Origin of the sequence: Streptomyces sp. DvalAA-14 (genome assembly GCF_900091855.1) — a bacterium.
Taxonomy (GTDB): Bacteria; Actinomycetota; Actinomycetes; order Streptomycetales; family Streptomycetaceae; genus Actinacidiphila.
Window position 1 is genome coordinate 1 of sequence record NZ_FMCH01000583.1, and the last position, 16,078, is coordinate 16,078.

A 16,078-nucleotide genomic window follows, 5' to 3' on the forward strand; every position below is an offset into this window, starting at 1 on the left:
CTGGCCGCCCGGCTGCCCGGTTTCGCACCGCCCGCGCTGGCCCTGGCCGGCGCCGCGGCCGTGACCGTCACCGCCGCGCTGGCCCCGGCCGGCAGCGCCTGGCCGGTGCTCGGCGCCGTCGTATACGTCCTCACCTCGGGGCTCGCGGTGGCCCGCCCGCTCAAGGGCGCCCTGGACTGGCTGGTGCCGCCGGTGTTCCGGGCGGCCGAATACAGCACCTTCCTGGCGCTGGCGCTCGCCGCAAACATGAACGGATCATTGCCGTCTGCTTACGGGCTGGTGGCAGCCGTCGCCTACCATCACTACGACACGGTGTACCGCATCCGCGGCGGCGCCGGGACCCCGCCACGGGCCCTGGTGCGCGCGGCGGGCGGGCACGAGGGCCGAGTGCTGCTGGTGACGGTCCTCGCGGCCGCCCTCGGCAGGCACTCGGGTTTCCAGGTCGCGCTGACGGCGCTCGCCGCCGTACTGGCGCTGCTGGTCGTCTTCGAGAGCATTCGCTTCTGGGTGTCCTCCGGGGCCCCCGCTGTACACGACGAAACAGGAGAACCCGCATGATCGGCCTCGTGCTGGCAGCCGGCGCCGGACGGCGTCTGCGCCCCTACACCGACACCCTGCCCAAAGCGCTGGTGCCGGTCGGCCCGGAGGGCGCCGAGGACAGCCTCACCGTGCTGGACCTGACCTTGGCGAACTTCGCCGAGATCGGTCTGACCGAGGTCGCGGTGGTCGTCGGGTACCGCAAGGAGGCCGTCTACGAGCGCAGGGCGGCGCTGGAGGCGAAGTACGGGCTCACCGTCACCCTGATCGACAACGACCGGGCCGAGGAGTGGAACAACGCCTACTCCCTGTGGTGCGCCCGCGAGGTGATCGGGCAGGGCGTGATCCTGGCCAACGGCGACACCGTGCACCCGGTCTCGGTCGAGCGGACCCTGCTGGCGGCCCGCGGCGACGGGCGCCGGATCATCCTGGCCCTCGACACGGTCAAGAAGCTCGCCGACGAGGAGATGAAGGTCGTCGTCGAGGCGGGCCGGGGCGTACGCCGGATCACCAAGCTGATGGACCCGGCCGAGGCCGGCGGCGAGTACATCGGTGTCACGCTGATCGAGGCCGAGGCCGCCGCCGAACTCGCCGACGCGCTGCGGACCACCTTCGAGCGCGACCCGCAGCTGTACTACGAGGACGGCTACCAGGAGTTGATCGACCGCGGCTTCACCATCGACGCGGCCCCCATCGGCGAGGTCCCCTGGGTCGAGATCGACAACCACGCCGACCTCGCCAAGGGCCGGGAGATCGCGTGCCAGTACTGACCCGGCTGATTCCCTCGCCGGTCGTCGTCGACATCAAGGGCGGGGCGCTCGCCGACTTGTCGAAGGTGCTGGCGGACCAGCGGATCTCCGCCTCGGGCAAGCTGGCCATCGCGGTCAGCGAGGGCTCGGGTGCCAGGCTGCGCGAGCGGCTGACCCCCGAGCTGCCCGGCGCCGACTGGTACCCGGTGCCCGGCGGCACCATCGACGCCGCCGTCGAGCTCGCCGACGGCATGCGCGGCAAGCGCTACGACGCGGTGGTCGGCCTGGGCGGCGGCAAGATCATCGACGTCACCAAGTACGCCGCCGCCCGGGTCGGACTGCCGATGATCGCGGTGGCCACCAACCTCTCGCACGACGGCATCTGCTCACCGGTGTCCACCTTGGACAACGACAACGGCCGCGGCTCCTACGGCGTCCCCACCCCGCTGGCGCTGGTCATCGACCTGGACGTGATCCGCGAGGCACCCGCCCGCTACGTCCGGGCCGGCATCGGCGACGCGGTGTCCAACCTGTCGGCCATCGCGGACTGGGAGCTGTCCCACCGCGAGACCGGCGAGCCGGTCGACGGCCTGGCCGCCGCCATGGCCCGCAGCGCCGGCGAATCGGTGCTGCGCCACCCCGGCGGCATCGGCGACGACGACTTCCTGGTCACCTTGTCCGAGGGCCTGGTGCTGTCCGGCATCGCGATGTCGATCAGCGGCGACACCCGCCCCTCCTCCGGCGCCTGCCACGAGATCAGCCACGCCCTGGACCTGCTCTTCCCGCAGCGGGCCGCCGCGCACGGCGAGCAGGTCGGCCTCGGCGCGGCCTTCGCCATGCATCTGCGCGGCGCCGGCGAGGAGGCCGGGCTGATCGCCGAGACGCTGCGCCACCACGGGCTGCCGGTGCTGCCGGCCGAGATCGGCTTCAGCGAGGCGGAGTTCGTCGAGGCGGTGCGCTACGCGCCGCAGACCCGCCCCGGGCGCTACACGATTCTGGAACACCTGGACCTGTCCGCCACCGACATCAGGGACGCATACGCCGACTATGCCAAAGCCATCAGTAGCTGAACTGCGCCCGGTCGTGCACCCCGGTGGCATCAAGGACCGGAAGAACGGCGAGCACTGGGCCGGGCGCCTGTACATGCGCGAGATCTCGCTGCGCTGCACCCGGGTGCTGCTCAACTCGCCGCTGAGCCCCAACCAGTACACGTATCTGATGATCGTGGCCGGCATGGCGGCCGGTGCCGCGCTGCTGATCCCGGGGCTGGCCGGCGGCATCCTCGGCGCGCTGCTGATCCAGCTCTACCTGCTGCTGGACTGCGTGGACGGCGAGCTGGCCCGCTGGCGCCGGCAGACCTCCACCGTCGGCGTCTACCTGGACCGGGTGGGCCACTACCTGTCGGAGGCGACCTTGCTGGTCGGCTTCGGGCTGCGGGCCGCCGACGTGTTCCACCAGGACGGTCCCACCACCAAGTGGCAGTGGGCGTTCCTGGGCACGCTGGCCGCGCTGGGCGCGATCTTGATCAAGGCCGAGACCGACCTGGTGGACGTGGCCCGGACCCGCCGGGGCATGCCCGCGGCCGAGGAGACGGCGAACGTGCCGCGCTCGTCCGGGGTGGCGCTGGCCCGCCGGGCCGCGTCCGCGCTGAAATTCCACCGGCTGGTCGGCGGCGTCGAGGCGTCGCTGCTGATCCTGGCCGCCGCGGTGGCCGACCACTACCACGGCGACCTGCTGGCCACCAGGATCGCGGTGGCGGTGCTGGCCGGTGTCGCCGTCCTGCAGACGGTGCTGCACCTGGTCAGCATCCTGGCGTCGAGCAGACTGAAATGAGTGCCGCAATGAGTGCCGGGGCGAACGTTCCGTTGAAGCTGGGCGCGGTGATCATCACCATGGGCACCCGGCCGGCCGAGCTGCAGGACCTGCTGGACTCGGTCGCCAAGCAGCAGGGCCCCGAGGTGGAGGTCGCGGTGGTCGGCAACGGCTCGCCGCTGCCGCCGCTGGCCGGTGAGGTGCGCACGGTGGAGCTGGCGGAGAACCTCGGCATCCCCGGCGGGCGCAATGTCGGCGTCGGCCTGTTCGGCCCTGGGGGCTCCGAGGTGGAGGCGGTGATGTTCCTGGACGACGACGGCCTGCTGCCCTCGGAGGAGACCGCTGAACAGGTCAGAGCCGCCTTCGAGGCCGACCCCGGGCTGGGCATCATCAGCTTCCGGATCGTCGACCCCGCCACCGGCATCACCCAGCGCCGCCATGTGCCGCGGCTGGGCGACTCCGATCCGCTGCGCAGCTCGCGGGTCACCTCCTTCCTCGGCGGCGCCTGCGCGGTCCGCACCCGGGTCTTCCGGCAGGTCGGCCCGCTGCCCGACGCGTTCTTCTACGCCCACGAGGAGACCGATCTGGCCTGGCGGGCCCTTGACGCCGGCTGGCACATCGAGTACCGCTCCGATCTTGTGCTGCACCATCCGGCGACCTCGCCCGCCCGGCACGCGGTCTACCACCGGCTGGTGGCCCGTAACCGGGTGTGGCTGGCCCGTCGCAATCTGCCCTGGCTCCTTGTTCCGGTCTATCTCGGCGTATGGTTCGCACTTACGCTGGTGCGCCGGCCGTCGAGCAAGGCGCTGCGTGCCTGGCTCGGCGGATTCCTGGAGGGCCTGACGACTCCCTGCGGGAAACGCCGACCGATGCGCTGGCGCACGGTCTGGCGGTTGACCCGGCTGGGCCGACCCCCGATCATCTGAAAAGCTCGGACCTGAGAGCATCAGGCGCAGCCGGGGAATCCCCCTACCCGGCGCGCACCTTGAGGACGAAAGTGTCAACTGTGAGCGAGACAACGCACAATGGTGCGGTCGCCGTCGGTGCCCCACCCGCACCCTCGGCCGATGACGGCCTCAGCCCCGCCGAACTTGCGGCCAAGTACGGCCTTTCCGTCAGCGGTGCCCGTCCCGGGCTGGCGGAGTACACCCGGCAGTTGTGGGGCCGCCGACATTTCATCAACGAGTTCGCCAAGGCGCGGACCGCTGCCCAGTACACCCAGGCGCGGCTGGGCCAGCTGTGGCAGGTGATGACGCCGCTGCTCAACGCGGCCGTCTACTACCTGATCTTCGGTCTGCTGATCGGCACCAGCAAGGGCATCGACAACTTCATCGCCTTCCTGGTCACCGGCGTGTTCATCTTCACCTTCACCCAGTCCTCGGTGATGAGTGGAGTCCGGGCGATCGCGGGGAACCTGGGCCTGATCCGGGCGCTGCACTTCCCGCGTGCCTCGATGCCGATCGCCCTGACGCTGATGCAGCTCCAGCAGCTGCTGATGTCGATGTTCGTGCTGTTCACGATCGTGCTGATGACCGGTGAGACCCCGGACATGTCGTGGTTCCTGGTCATCCCCGCGCTGCTCACCCAGTGGGTGTTCAACACCGGCCTGGCGCTGATCGTGGCCCGGCTCGGCAGCAAGATGACCGACCTGGCGCAGCTGATGCCGTTCCTGCTGCGTACCTGGATGTACATGTCCGGCGTCATGTACAGCATCGACAAGCTCACCGCGAGCGCGCCGCACTACGTACGGATCCTGCTGGACATCAACCCGGCCGCGGTCTACATCGACCTGATGCGCTTCGCGCTGATCGACAGCGTCACCGGCTCGCAGATGCCGCCGCACGTGTGGGCGAGCGCGGTGGCCTGGGCGCTGGTGGTCGGTGTCGGCGGCTACATCTACTTCTGGAAGGCTGAAGAGCAGTATGGCCGTGGCTGAGCAGCAGACCCTGGTAAGCACACCGGCCTCCGGGTCCCGGGTGCCCACCGTGATCGTGGACGACGTCCACATCGTCTACACGGTGTACGGCGCCGGCACCGGCCGGGGCACCGCGACCGCCGCGCTGTACCGGCTGCTGTCCCGCAAGGGCTCGCCCAACGTCCGGCGGGTGCACGCGGTGCGCGGTGTCACCTTCACCGCCTACCGCGGCGAGGCGATCGGCATCATCGGCTCCAACGGTTCGGGCAAGTCCACGATCCTGCGGGCGATCGCCGGGCTGCTGCCCACGGAGAGCGGCAAGATCTACACCGACGGCCAGCCGTCGCTGCTGGGTGTGAACGCGGCGCTGATGAACGACCTGACCGGTGCCACCAACGTGCTGCTCGGCGGTCTCGCCATGGGCATGTCGCAAGAGGAGGTGCGGCACCGCTTCAAGGGCATCGTGGACTTCTCCGGCATCAACGAGAAGGGCGACTTCATCTCGCTGCCGATGCGCACCTACTCCTCCGGCATGGCCGCCCGGCTGCGCTTCTCCATCGCCGCGGCCAAGAACCACGACGTGCTGATGATCGACGAGGCGCTGGCCACCGGCGACCGCGCCTTCCAGCGGCGCTCGGAGGACCGCATCCGCGAGCTGCGCAAGGAGGCCGGCACCGTCTTCCTGGTCAGCCACAACAACAACTCCATCCGGGACACCTGCGACCGGGTGATCTGGCTGGAAAAGGGCGAGCTGCTGATGGACGGCCCGACCGACGAGGTCATCGAGGCCTACGAGGCGCACAGCGGCAAGTGACCGAACTGCAACAATTCCAGGGCATGATGAGCGACCCCCGCCGGATGATCCGGCGGGGGTCGCGTGTTGTGCGTTGTCGTGACCGATCGCGGGTCCCGCCCCTGGGCGTGACCTGATCGTCCGGTCACGCCCCCGGCGTACGCCGGAGAATCGCCCGACGTAAGCTGTACCGGTGCTGGGAGCCTGCTGATGATCGATACCGGGTGTGCGGGATGCCTGGTGCGGCGTGTCCGAAATGGGAAGATCAGACGGGGCGGTGTAGAACGGGGGATGTGGCGGCCATGATGATCGGGACCATCCTGCTCCGGGGCACGTTCGCCGCCTGTGTGCCGGGAACCCCGCGGTGACCGGGGACGACTCGTCCCGGGCCGTCCTGGACAAGGCGGCGCGCGAGAATTTCCCCGTGGCACCGGTGTTCCTGCCGCGTGCCTGGCGCCGCGACCTGATGGCCGTCTACGGATACGCCCGGCTCGTCGACGACATCGGCGACGGCGACCTGGCCAACGGCGGCCGGGACGACGCGGCGCTGCTGGGCCTGGACCCGGCGGCGGCCGGCGACACGACGGCGCTGCTCGACGCCTTCGAGACCGACCTCGGCCGGGTCTTCGACGGCACCCCGCGGCACCCGCTGCTGACCGCTCTGCAGCCCACCGTGCGGCGCCACCGCCTCACGCCCGAACCCTTCCTCGGCCTGATCGCCGCCAACCGCCAGGACCAGCGGATCCGCCGCTACGGCACCTGGGACGACCTCCTGGCCTACTGCGAACTGTCCGCCAATCCGGTCGGCCGGCTCGTGCTGTCCCTCACCGGCACCTCGACGCCCGAGCGGGTCCGCCGCTCGGACGCGGTGTGCACCGCGCTGCAGGTCGTCGAACACCTGCAGGACGTGGCCGAGGACCTCGGCCGGGACCGGATCTACCTGCCGGCCGACGACATGAAACGCTTCTCGGTGAGCGAGGAGGACCTGGCCGCGCCGAGCGCCGGCGCGCAGGTCCGCGAGCTGATCGCCTTCGAAGCCGCGCGGGCCGGCGAACTGCTGGCCGAGGGCACTCCCCTGGTGGGCAGTGTCCGTGGCAGGCTTCGGCTGCTGCTCGCGGGATTCGTCGGCGGCGGACGCGCCGCGCTGAAGGCGGTGGAGAACGCCGGCTACGACGTGCTCGCGGTATCGCCCAAAGCCACCAAGCCCGGCCTGCTGCGCGAGGTGGGTTCGACATTGCGAAGGAAGGGGTGAGCCGGACCGTGAACGGTTCCGCCCAGACGTCCGGACAGGTACTTGCGGCATACAGGTACTGTGAGACCGTGACCGGCCACGAGGCTCGAAACTTCGCCTATGGAATCCGACTTCTGCCCACCGCCAAGCGGCAGGCCATGTCGGCTCTCTACGCGTTCTCCCGGCGGGTCGACGACATCGGCGACGGCGAACTCGACCCCGCGGAGAAGGTGACCCGGCTCGAGACCACCCGGGCCACCCTCGCCCGGGTCCGCGAGGGCGCGGTGGCCGAGGACGACATCGACCCGGTGGCGGTCGCCCTGGCCGACGCCGCGACCAGGTTCGCCCTCCCGCTCGCCGGGCTGGACGAACTCATCGACGGCGTTCAAATGGACGTTCGGGGCGAGAGCTACGAAACCTGGGACGATCTGGCCGTTTACTGCCGGTGTGTGGCCGGTGCGATCGGAAGGCTTTCGCTGGGCGTTTTCGGCACCGTGGATGGGAACGATCCAGCACGTGCCGCCGAATTCGCCGATACCCTCGGCCTCGCCCTGCAACTCACCAACATCCTCCGGGACGTCCGCGAGGACGCCGCCAACGGGCGTACCTACCTGCCCGCCCAAGACCTCGCCAAGTTCGGCTGCGCGGCCGGTTTCCATACCGACACCCCGCCGGCCGGCTCGGACTTCACCGGTCTGGTCGAATTCGAAGTACGCCGCGCCCGGGCGCTGTTCGCCACCGGCTACCGGCTGCTGCCGATGCTGGACCGGCGCAGCGGCGCCTGCGTCGCGGCCATGGCGGGCATCTACCGCCGCCTGCTGGAACGCATCGCCGCCGACCCCGAGGCCGTCCTGCGCGGCCGGGTGTCGCTGCCCGGACGCGAGAAGGCGTACGTCGCGCTGCGCGGTCTTACCGGCCTCGACGCCCGGCGTACCGCGCGCCTGCCGCGGAGGGACGCGTGAGATCCAGCCGCGACGGCGCGGGCCCGGCCGCACGCAACCCGCGACGCGAGGCAACCCCGGCTCCCCGCACGGCGTCACCTTCGGTGCCGGTCCGCCGCACCCGCCGCGGCGCCGCGCGAGGGGAGGGCGCATGAGCAGCACGCACATCGGCGGCGACGCGCGCACCGGCGCCGGATCCGGCACCGGGCCCGGCCCCCGTACCGCGGTGGTCGTCGGCGGCGGGCTGGCCGGCACCACCGCCGCGCTCGCGCTGGCCGACGCCGGCGTCAAGGTCACCCTCACCGAGGCCCGGCCCCGGCTCGGCGGGCTCGCCTTCTCCTTCCGGCGCGGTGAACTCACCGTGGACAACGGCCAGCACGTCTTCCTGCGCTGCTGCACCGCCTACCAGTGGTTCCTGGACCGGATCGCCGCCCGCGACCTGATCACCCTGCAGAGCCGGCTGGACGTACCGGTGCGCGACGTGCGGACCGGACGGCTGGGCCGGATCAGCCGGGCCGGGCTGCCGGTGCCGCTGCACCTGGCCGCCAGCCTGGCCCGCTACCCGCACCTGTCGCTGCGCGAACGGGCCTCCGTCGGCCGCGCCGCCCTCGCGCTGCGCCGGCTGGAGCTGACCGACCCGGCGCTGGACGGGCAGGACTTCGGCAGCTGGCTGGCCGCGCACGGGCAGTCGCCGCGGACCGTCGAGGCACTGTGGGACCTGGTGGGCGTGGCCACCCTCAACGCGACCGCGGGGGAGTCCTCGCTGGCGCTGGCCGCGATGGTCTTCAAGACCGGGCTGCTGTCCGAGCCGGGCGCCGCCGACATCGGCTGGGCCGCCGCCCCGCTGGGCGCACTGCACGACGGCCGGGCCCGCACCGCGCTGGACACGGCCGGCGTGCGCACCCTGCTGCGCACCCGGGCGACCGCCGTCGAGCCGGAGACCGGCGGCGGCTGGCGGATCCCGGTGGAGACCGGACCCGGCCGCGTCGAGCAACTCCTCGCCGACACCGTGGTGCTGGCGGTCCCTCAGCGCGAGACCCACGCGCTGCTGCCGCCCGGCGCGCTGGAAGACCCGGAAAAGCTGTTGCGCATCGGCACCGCGCCGATCCTCAATGTCCATGTGGTCTACGACAAAAGGGTGCTGGAGCAGCCGTTCCTCGCGGCTCTCGGCAGCCCCGTCCAGTGGGTCTTCGACCGCACCGAGACCTCCGGACTGACCGGCGGCGGCCAGTACCTGGCGCTGTCCCAGTCCGCCGCCCACGACGAGATCGACCTGCCGGTCGCCACCTTGCGCGACCGCTATCTGCCCGAACTGGAGCGACTGCTCCCCGCGGCCCGCGGCGCCGGTGTCCGCGACTTCTTCGTCACCCGGGAGCGCACCGCGACCTTCGCACCCACGCCGGGCGTCGCTGCTTTGCGCCCCGGACCCGCGACGAGCGCCCCCGGGCTCTTCCTGGCCGGGGCATGGACCGCCACCGGCTGGCCCGCGACCATGGAAGGCGCGGTACGCAGCGGCCTGTACGCCTCCCGAGAAGCTTTGTCCGCCCTCGGGCTGCCAATCGACAACGGCGTCCTGGAGGCGGCATGAGTGCTATTGGTGCAACAAGAGGAGAGAACGTGACCGCTGACAGCGTCATCGGGCTGCTGGAAAACGGCCGCATCCTGACCACCCCGGTGCTCCGCGCGGCCGTGGCACGCCTCGCCCCCCCGATGGACACCGTCGCGTCCTACCACTTCGGCTGGATCGACAGCACCGGCCGGCCCGCGGACGGCGACGGCGGCAAGGCCGTGCGCCCGGCGCTGGCGCTGCTGTCGGCGCAGGCCGCCGGCGCGCCCGCCGAGACCGGCGTGCCCGGCGCCGTGGCGGTGGAGCTGGTGCACAACTTCTCGCTTCTGCACGACGACCTGATGGACGGCGACGAGCAGCGCCGGCACCGCGACACGGTGTGGAAGGTGCACGGCCCGGCGCAGGCCATCCTGGTCGGCGACGCGCTGTTCGCGCTGGCCAACGAGGTGCTGCTGGAGCAGGGCACCGTCGACGCGGGACGCGCCACCCGCCGGCTGACCACCGCCACCCGCAAACTGATCGACGGTCAGGCCCAGGACATCTCCTTCGAGCACCGCGAGCGGGTCACCGTCGAGGAGTGCCTGGAGATGGAGGGCAACAAGACCGGGGCGCTGCTGGCCTGCGCCTCCTCCATCGGCGCGGTGCTGGGCGGCGCCTCCGAGGCGGACGCCGACGCGCTGGAGGAGTACGGCTACCACCTGGGGCTGGCCTTCCAGGCGATCGACGACCTGCTGGGCATCTGGGGGGATCCGGCCACCACCGGAAAGCAGACCTGGAGCGACCTGAGGCAGCGTAAGAAGTCGCTGCCGGTGGTCGCCGCGCTCGCGGCCGGCGGTCCCGCGTCGGAGCGGCTGGGTGAGCTCCTGGCAGCCGACGCCAAAAATCCTGAAGACGATGCCTTCAGCGAGGAAGAGTTCGCCCTGCGCGCAGCGTTGATCGAAGAGGCCGGTGGCCGGGAATGGACCTCGCAGGAGGCCAGAAGGCAGTACGCGACCGCCATCGCCGCCCTCGACAAGATCGACATGCCGGAACACATTCAACACAAGCTCGTGGGACTGGCGGATTTTGTGGTGGTTCGCGAAAAATAAAGAACACCCAGTGGAGCGTTTGACGTCGCCAGTCCCTTTCATGTGACGGCCGACGGCCGCCCCCAACACCGCAGACGTCTCAACTGCAAAGGGGAAGCCATGACAGCGACGACCGATGGCAGTCCAGGTACGCCCTCGGCCAGCAGCACCTCGGAACCGGACCCTGTTCCACCCGGTGCCACCGAGGCGGCGGCCCGGCGTGCCGTCGGGCATGCCACCGACCACCTCCTGGCCCGTCAGCACCCGGACGGCTGGTGGAAGGGCGACCTCGAGACCAACGTGACGATGGACGCCGAGGACTTGCTGCTGCGGGAGTTCCTCGGCATCCGGGACGACAACGTGCTCGCCGCCTCCGCCCGCTGGATCCGGTCCCAGCAGCGCGAGGACGGCGCCTGGGCCACCTTCCACGGCGGTCCCGGCGACCTGTCGGCCACCGTCGAGGCCTATGTGGCCCTGCGGCTCGCCGGGGACTCCCCGGACGAGGCGCACATGGCGCTGGCCGCCAAGTGGTCCCGGGGCGAGGGCGGAGTGGCCGGCAGCCGGGTCTTCACCCGGATCTGGCTGGCGCTGTTCGGCTGGTGGAGCTGGGACGACCTGCCGGAACTGCCGCCGGAGCTGATCTACCTGCCCAAGTGGATGCCGCTGAACATCTACTCGTTCGGCTGCTGGGCCCGGCAGACCATCGTGCCGCTGACGATCGTGGCCGCGCACCGCCCGGTCCACCCGGCGCCCTTCGGCATCGACGAACTGCACATCAACCCCGAGCAGCCCAGCCCGAAGCAGCGCAAGGCCCCCATCACCAGCTGGGACGGCGTCTTCCAGCGCCTGGACCAGATGCTGCACGTCTACCGCCGCGTCACCCCGCGCTCGGTGCGCCGCTCGGCGATGAACGCCTGCGCCCGCTGGATCATCGAACGCCAGGAGGCCGACGGCTGCTGGGGCGGCATCCAGCCGCCCGCGGTGTACTCGGTGATCGCCCTGCACCTGCTCGGCTACCGGCTGGACCACCCGGTGGTCAAGGCCGGCCTGGACTCGCTGGACCGGTTCGCGGTCTGGCCCGAGGACGGGGTGCGGATGATCGAGGCCTGCCAGTCCCCGGTCTGGGACACCTGTCTGGCCGCCATCGCGCTGGCCGACGCCGGACTGCCCGCCGACCACCCCGCGCTGGTGAAGTCCGCCGAGTGGATGCTCGGCGAGCAGATCACCCGGCCCGGCGACTGGTCCGTGCAGCGCCCGCAACTGACGCCGGGCGGCTGGGCCTTCGAATTCCACAACGACAACTACCCGGACATCGACGACACCGCCGAGGTGGTGCTCGCGCTGCGCCGGGTCGCCCACCCCGACCAGGCCCGGCTGGACTCCGCGGTGGAACGCGCGGTGCGCTGGAATGTCGGCATGCAGTCCAGGAACGGCGCCTGGGGCGCCTTCGACGCCGACAACACCAGCCCCTTCCCCAACCGGCTGCCGTTCTGCGACTTCGGCGAGGTCATCGACCCGCCGTCCGCCGACGTCACCGCGCACGTGGTGGAGATGATGGCCGCGCTCGGCCTGGAGAACGACCCGCACACCCTGCGGGGCATCGACTGGCTGCTCGCCGAACAGGAGGACAACGGCGCCTGGTTCGGCCGCTGGGGGGTCAACTACATCTACGGCACCGGCTCGGCCGTACCCGCGCTGGCCGCCGCCGGGCTGCCCACCTCGCACGTCGCGATCCGCCGGGCGGTGTCCTGGCTGGAGTCGGTGCAGAACACCGACGGCGGCTGGGGCGAGGACCTGCGCTCCTACTCCGACCGGGAGTGGGCCGGCCGCGGCCACTCCACCCCGTCGCAGACCGCCTGGGCGCTGCTGGCCCTGCTCGCCGCCGGCGAGCGCGACGGCGAGGCCGTCGAACGCGGGGTGCGCTGGCTCACCGAGACCCAGCTGGAGGACGGCTCCTGGGACGAGCCGTACTTCACCGGAACCGGGTTCCCCCGGGACTTCTCCATCAACTACCACCTGTACCGGATGGTCTTCCCGCTGACCGCGCTCGGCCGCTATGTGCGCGACGAGCCGTTCGGCGCGGGCCACCCCGGTTCCGCCGCGGTCGCGGCGGGCGGCAGCAGCACAGGAAAGGGGGCCTAGTTCGTGGGCCGTACCCTGCCGCCCCTGCTGGTGGTGTGCGCCTTGCGCATCGAGCGGTTCGCCCTGCGCAGGGGCACGGCCAAGGTCGCGGACCCGATCACCGTGCTGCGTACCGGCATGGGACCCAAAGCCGCCGACCGGGCCGTTCGCCAGGCCCTGCACGACCCGGCGCTGCACGGCGCGGCCGTCTTGACCACCGGCTTCTGCGCGGGGCTCGCCCCGGGCATGCGGCCGGGCGACGTCGTCGTCCCCGACGACGGGCACGAGAGCGCGGCACTCGCCGACGCCCTCAAGGTCGCGGGCCACACCGTGCACACCGGCACCCTCGCGGAATCCGACCATGTCGTGCGGGGCGCCGAGCGCACCGCACTCGCGGCGAGTGGTGCCATCGCCGTGGACATGGAATCGGCCGCGATGCGGCGCGCCGCCCTCGCCGAGGGCGTGCACCACATCGCGGCGGCCCGCGTCGTCGTCGACACGCCCGAGTTCGAACTCGTGCGGGTCGGAACGCTGCGCACCGGATTCATCGCTATCCGGGTGCTGAGAGATCTTGTTCCCGCCTTTCATGATTGGCACCGCACTACCGCGCTCCCCTGGAGGTGAGCTAGATGGCTATGCCGCTCCGTCAGACCGTCCGTGTCGCGTCGTACCTCTTCGAACAGAAAATGGTCAGGCGACGCGAAAAGTTCCCGTTGATCGTCGAGCTCGAACCGCTCTTCGCCTGCAACCTCAAATGTGAGGGCTGCGGCAAGATCCAGCACCCGGCCGGGGTGCTGAAGCAGCGCATGCCGGTGGCACAGGCCGTCGGCGCGGTGTTGGAGTCGGGCGCCCCGATGGTCTCCATCGCGGGCGGCGAGCCGCTGATGCACCCCCAGATCGACGAGATCGTGCGCCAGCTCGTCAAGCGCAAGAAGTACGTGTTCCTCTGCACGAACGCGCTGCTCATGCGTAAGAAGATGGACAAATTCACCCCGTCTCCGTATTTCGCGTTCACTGTGCATATCGACGGCATGCGGGAGCGGCACGACGAGTCGGTCGCGAAGGAGGGCACCTTCGACGAGGCGGTCGAGGCCATCAAGGAGGCCAAGCGCCGCGGATTCCGGGTGACCACCAACTCCACCTTCTTCAACACCGACACACCGCAGACGATCATCGAGGTGATGAACTACCTCAATGACGAGCTGCAGGTCGACGAGATGATGCTGTCGCCCGCCTACGCCTACGAGAAGGCGCCCGACCAGGACCACTTCCTGGGCGTGACGCAGACCCGCGAGCTGTTCAAGAAGGCGTTCGGCGACGGCAACCGGCGCAAGTGGCGGCTCAACCACTCGCCGCTCTTCCTGGACTTCCTGGAGGGCAAGGCCGACTTCCAGTGCACCGCCTGGGCGATCCCCAACTACTCGCTGTTCGGCTGGCAGCGCCCGTGCTACCTGATGGCCGACGGGTACGTGCCCACGTACGACGAGCTGATCGAGAAGACGGAGTGGGACAAGTACGGCCGGGGCAAGGACGACCGCTGCGACAACTGCATGGCGCACTGCGGCTACGAGCCCACCGCGGTCCTGGCCACCATGACCTCGCTGAAGGAGTCCATCCGCGCCGTCCGGGAGACCGTCGCGTCCAACCGTGCGAAGTGACCTCCCGATGATCGACAGCGAGTGATCACCGACGAGTGATCGCCGACGAGCCACCGGCGCGGCCGAAGCGCCCACGCCGGTGGCTCGTCGGCGTACCGTCGCCGGCCGAGGACAGGCGGCCGGCGATACGAAGCAATCCCGGCAGGGGAACGAGGTCCACAAGTGTCGTTGCTGGAGAACATCGCAAGCCCACGCGACCTGAAGGCGCTGCCCGACGGCCGGCTCGACGAACTGGCCGCCGACATCCGCGACTTCCTGGTCCAGGCGGTGGCCAGGACCGGCGGTCACCTGGGACCGAATCTGGGCGTGGTGGAGCTGACGATCGCGCTCCACCGGGTCTTCGACTCGCCCGCGGACCGGATCTTGTGGGACACCGGCCACCAGTCCTACGTCCACAAGCTGCTCACCGGCCGCCAGGACTTCTCCGGACTGCGCAGCAGGGGCGGCCTGTCCGGCTACCCCTCGCGGGCCGAGTCCGAGCACGACGTGATCGAGAACAGCCACGCCTCGACCGTGCTGGGCTGGGCCGACGGCCTGGCCAAGGCCAACGAGGTGCGCGGCCGCGACGACCACGTGGTGGCCGTCATCGGCGACGGCGCGCTGACCGGCGGCATGGCCTGGGAGGCGCTGAACAACATCGCCACCGGCGACCGGCCGCTGATCATCGTCGTCAACGACAACGAGCGCTCCTACGGCCCCACCATCGGCGGCCTGGCCAACCACCTGTCCACCCTGCGCACCACCGACGGCTACGAGCGCTTCCTGTCCTGGGGCAAACAGGTCCTGCAGCAGACGCCGGTCATCGGCCAGCCGCTCTACGAGTCCCTGCACGGCGCCAAGAAGGGCTTCAAGGACGCCTTCGCGCCGCAGGGCATGTTCGAGGACCTGGGCCTGAAGTACCTCGGCCCGATCGACGGCCACGACATCGCCGCGGTGGAGTCCGCGCTGCGCCGCGCCCGCCGCTTCAGCGGCCCGGTGCTGGTGCACTGCCTGACCGAGAAGGGCCGCGGCTATCCGGCCGCCGAGCAGGACGAGGCCGACCACTTCCACACCGTCGGCGCCATGGACCCGCTGACCTGCCGCCCGCTGGCCCCCGCCCGGGGCCCGTCGTGGACCTCGGTGTTCGGCCAGGAGATGGTGCGGATCGGCGACGAGCGGCCCGACGTGGTCGCGATCACCGCCGCGATGCTGCAGCCGGTGGGCCTGGAAGGCTTCGCCGCCGCCTTCCCGCACCGGGTCTTCGACGTCGGTATCGCCGAGCAGCACGCCGCCACCTCCGCGGCGGGCCTGGCCACCGGCGGCCTGCACCCGGTGGTGGCGGTCTACGCGACCTTCCTGAACCGGGCCTTCGACCAGGTGCTGATGGATGTCGCCCTGCACAAGTGCGGTGTGACCTTCGTGCTGGACCGGGCCGGGGTGACCGGCGTGGACGGCGCCTCGCACAACGGCATGTGGGACATGTCCATCCTCCAGGTCGTCCCCGGGCTGCGGATCGCCGCCCCGCGCGACGCCGACCAGCTGCGGGCCCAGCTGCGCGAAGCACTCGATGTGTCCGACGCGCCCACCGTGGTCCGCTTCCCCAAGGAGACGGCCGGGCAGCCGCTGCCCGCCCTGGACCGGATCGGCGGCATGGACGTGCTGGGCCGGCCCGCCGACGGCTGCGGCCCCGACGTGCTGCTGGTCTCGG

At 71.0% G+C, this 16,078-nt stretch carries 15 protein-coding genes; all 15 read left to right on the forward strand.

The window, feature by feature from the left end; translation table 11 throughout:
* On the forward strand, positions 1-558 hold a 558-nt coding region (locus tag GA0115240_RS31460), incomplete at its 5' end, for a DUF5941 domain-containing protein (RefSeq protein ID WP_237555357.1).
* Positions 555-1,307, forward strand: coding sequence for a phosphocholine cytidylyltransferase family protein (locus tag GA0115240_RS31465; RefSeq protein WP_093742018.1), 753 nt, complete (start codon positions 555-557; stop codon positions 1,305-1,307). The genes GA0115240_RS31460 and GA0115240_RS31465, both read left to right, overlap by 4 nt.
* On the forward strand, positions 1,295-2,356 hold the full coding sequence (locus GA0115240_RS31470) for an iron-containing alcohol dehydrogenase family protein (protein ID WP_093742020.1): 1,062 nt from the start codon (positions 1,295-1,297) through the stop codon (positions 2,354-2,356). Before GA0115240_RS31465 ends, GA0115240_RS31470 begins: the two co-directional genes overlap by 13 nt.
* Entirely contained in the window at positions 2,334-3,119 is a 786-nt protein-coding gene (locus GA0115240_RS31475) for a CDP-alcohol phosphatidyltransferase family protein (RefSeq protein WP_093742022.1), read from the forward strand. The genes GA0115240_RS31470 and GA0115240_RS31475 overlap by 23 nt, the downstream gene beginning before the upstream one ends.
* Positions 3,120-3,127: 8 nt before the next feature.
* Positions 3,128-4,024: a glycosyltransferase family 2 protein gene (locus GA0115240_RS31480; protein WP_093742024.1), complete on the forward strand. Its 897-nt coding sequence runs from the start codon at positions 3,128-3,130 to the stop codon at positions 4,022-4,024.
* Between the two features lie 80 nt (positions 4,025-4,104).
* A complete protein-coding gene (locus GA0115240_RS31485; protein ID WP_093742026.1) occupies positions 4,105-5,034 on the forward strand; it encodes an ABC transporter permease in 930 nt (309 codons plus the stop codon).
* Positions 5,021-5,827, forward strand: coding sequence for an ABC transporter ATP-binding protein (locus tag GA0115240_RS31490; protein ID WP_093742028.1), 807 nt, complete (start codon positions 5,021-5,023; stop codon positions 5,825-5,827). The genes GA0115240_RS31485 and GA0115240_RS31490 overlap by 14 nt, the downstream gene beginning before the upstream one ends.
* Positions 5,828-6,170: 343 nt before the next feature.
* Positions 6,171-7,058, forward strand: a complete 888-nt coding sequence (gene hpnC, locus GA0115240_RS31495; protein WP_093742030.1) for a squalene synthase HpnC — start codon at positions 6,171-6,173, stop codon at positions 7,056-7,058.
* On the forward strand, positions 7,055-7,999 hold the full coding sequence (hpnD, locus tag GA0115240_RS31500) for a presqualene diphosphate synthase HpnD (RefSeq protein WP_093742032.1): 945 nt from the start codon (positions 7,055-7,057) through the stop codon (positions 7,997-7,999). The genes hpnC and hpnD overlap by 4 nt, the downstream gene beginning before the upstream one ends.
* 130 nt (positions 8,000-8,129) lie before the next feature.
* The gene (gene hpnE / locus GA0115240_RS31505) at positions 8,130-9,566 is read left to right on the forward strand and encodes a hydroxysqualene dehydroxylase HpnE (protein WP_093742034.1); all 1,437 of its coding nucleotides are present in this window, start codon (positions 8,130-8,132) and stop codon (positions 9,564-9,566) included.
* The gene (locus tag GA0115240_RS31510; RefSeq protein ID WP_093742036.1) at positions 9,563-10,633 is read left to right on the forward strand and encodes a polyprenyl synthetase family protein; all 1,071 of its coding nucleotides are present in this window, start codon (positions 9,563-9,565) and stop codon (positions 10,631-10,633) included. Before hpnE ends, GA0115240_RS31510 begins: the two co-directional genes overlap by 4 nt.
* Positions 10,634-10,732: 99 nt before the next feature.
* Entirely contained in the window at positions 10,733-12,754 is a 2,022-nt protein-coding gene (gene shc, locus GA0115240_RS31515; protein WP_093742038.1) for a squalene--hopene cyclase, read from the forward strand.
* Between the two features lie 3 nt (positions 12,755-12,757).
* Positions 12,758-13,357: a phosphorylase family protein gene (locus GA0115240_RS31520; protein ID WP_093742040.1), complete on the forward strand. Its 600-nt coding sequence runs from the start codon at positions 12,758-12,760 to the stop codon at positions 13,355-13,357.
* A 5-nt stretch (positions 13,358-13,362) separates the two neighbouring features.
* Positions 13,363-14,391, forward strand: coding sequence for an adenosyl-hopene transferase HpnH (hpnH, locus tag GA0115240_RS31525; protein ID WP_093742042.1), 1,029 nt, complete (start codon positions 13,363-13,365; stop codon positions 14,389-14,391).
* Positions 14,392-14,553: 162 nt separating this feature from the next.
* A partial coding sequence (gene dxs, locus GA0115240_RS31530) for a 1-deoxy-D-xylulose-5-phosphate synthase (RefSeq protein WP_093742044.1) occupies positions 14,554-16,078 on the forward strand: 1,525 nt, incomplete at its 3' end.

Coding starts and splice junctions, on each gene's coding strand:
- GA0115240_RS31465 (WP_093742018.1), top strand. CDS start 555: ATGATCGGCCTCGTGCTGGCAGCCGGCGCCGGACGGCGTCTGCGCCCC.
- hpnH (WP_093742042.1), top strand. CDS start 13,363: ATGGCTATGCCGCTCCGTCAGACCGTCCGTGTCGCGTCGTACCTCTTC.
- GA0115240_RS31510 (WP_093742036.1), top strand. CDS start 9,563: ATGAGTGCTATTGGTGCAACAAGAGGAGAGAACGTGACCGCTGACAGC.
- hpnE (WP_093742034.1), top strand. CDS start 8,130: ATGAGCAGCACGCACATCGGCGGCGACGCGCGCACCGGCGCCGGATCC.
- GA0115240_RS31490 (WP_093742028.1), top strand. CDS start 5,021: ATGGCCGTGGCTGAGCAGCAGACCCTGGTAAGCACACCGGCCTCCGGG.
- shc (WP_093742038.1), top strand. CDS start 10,733: ATGACAGCGACGACCGATGGCAGTCCAGGTACGCCCTCGGCCAGCAGC.
- GA0115240_RS31475 (WP_093742022.1), top strand. CDS start 2,334: ATGCCAAAGCCATCAGTAGCTGAACTGCGCCCGGTCGTGCACCCCGGT.
- GA0115240_RS31480 (WP_093742024.1), top strand. CDS start 3,128: ATGAGTGCCGGGGCGAACGTTCCGTTGAAGCTGGGCGCGGTGATCATC.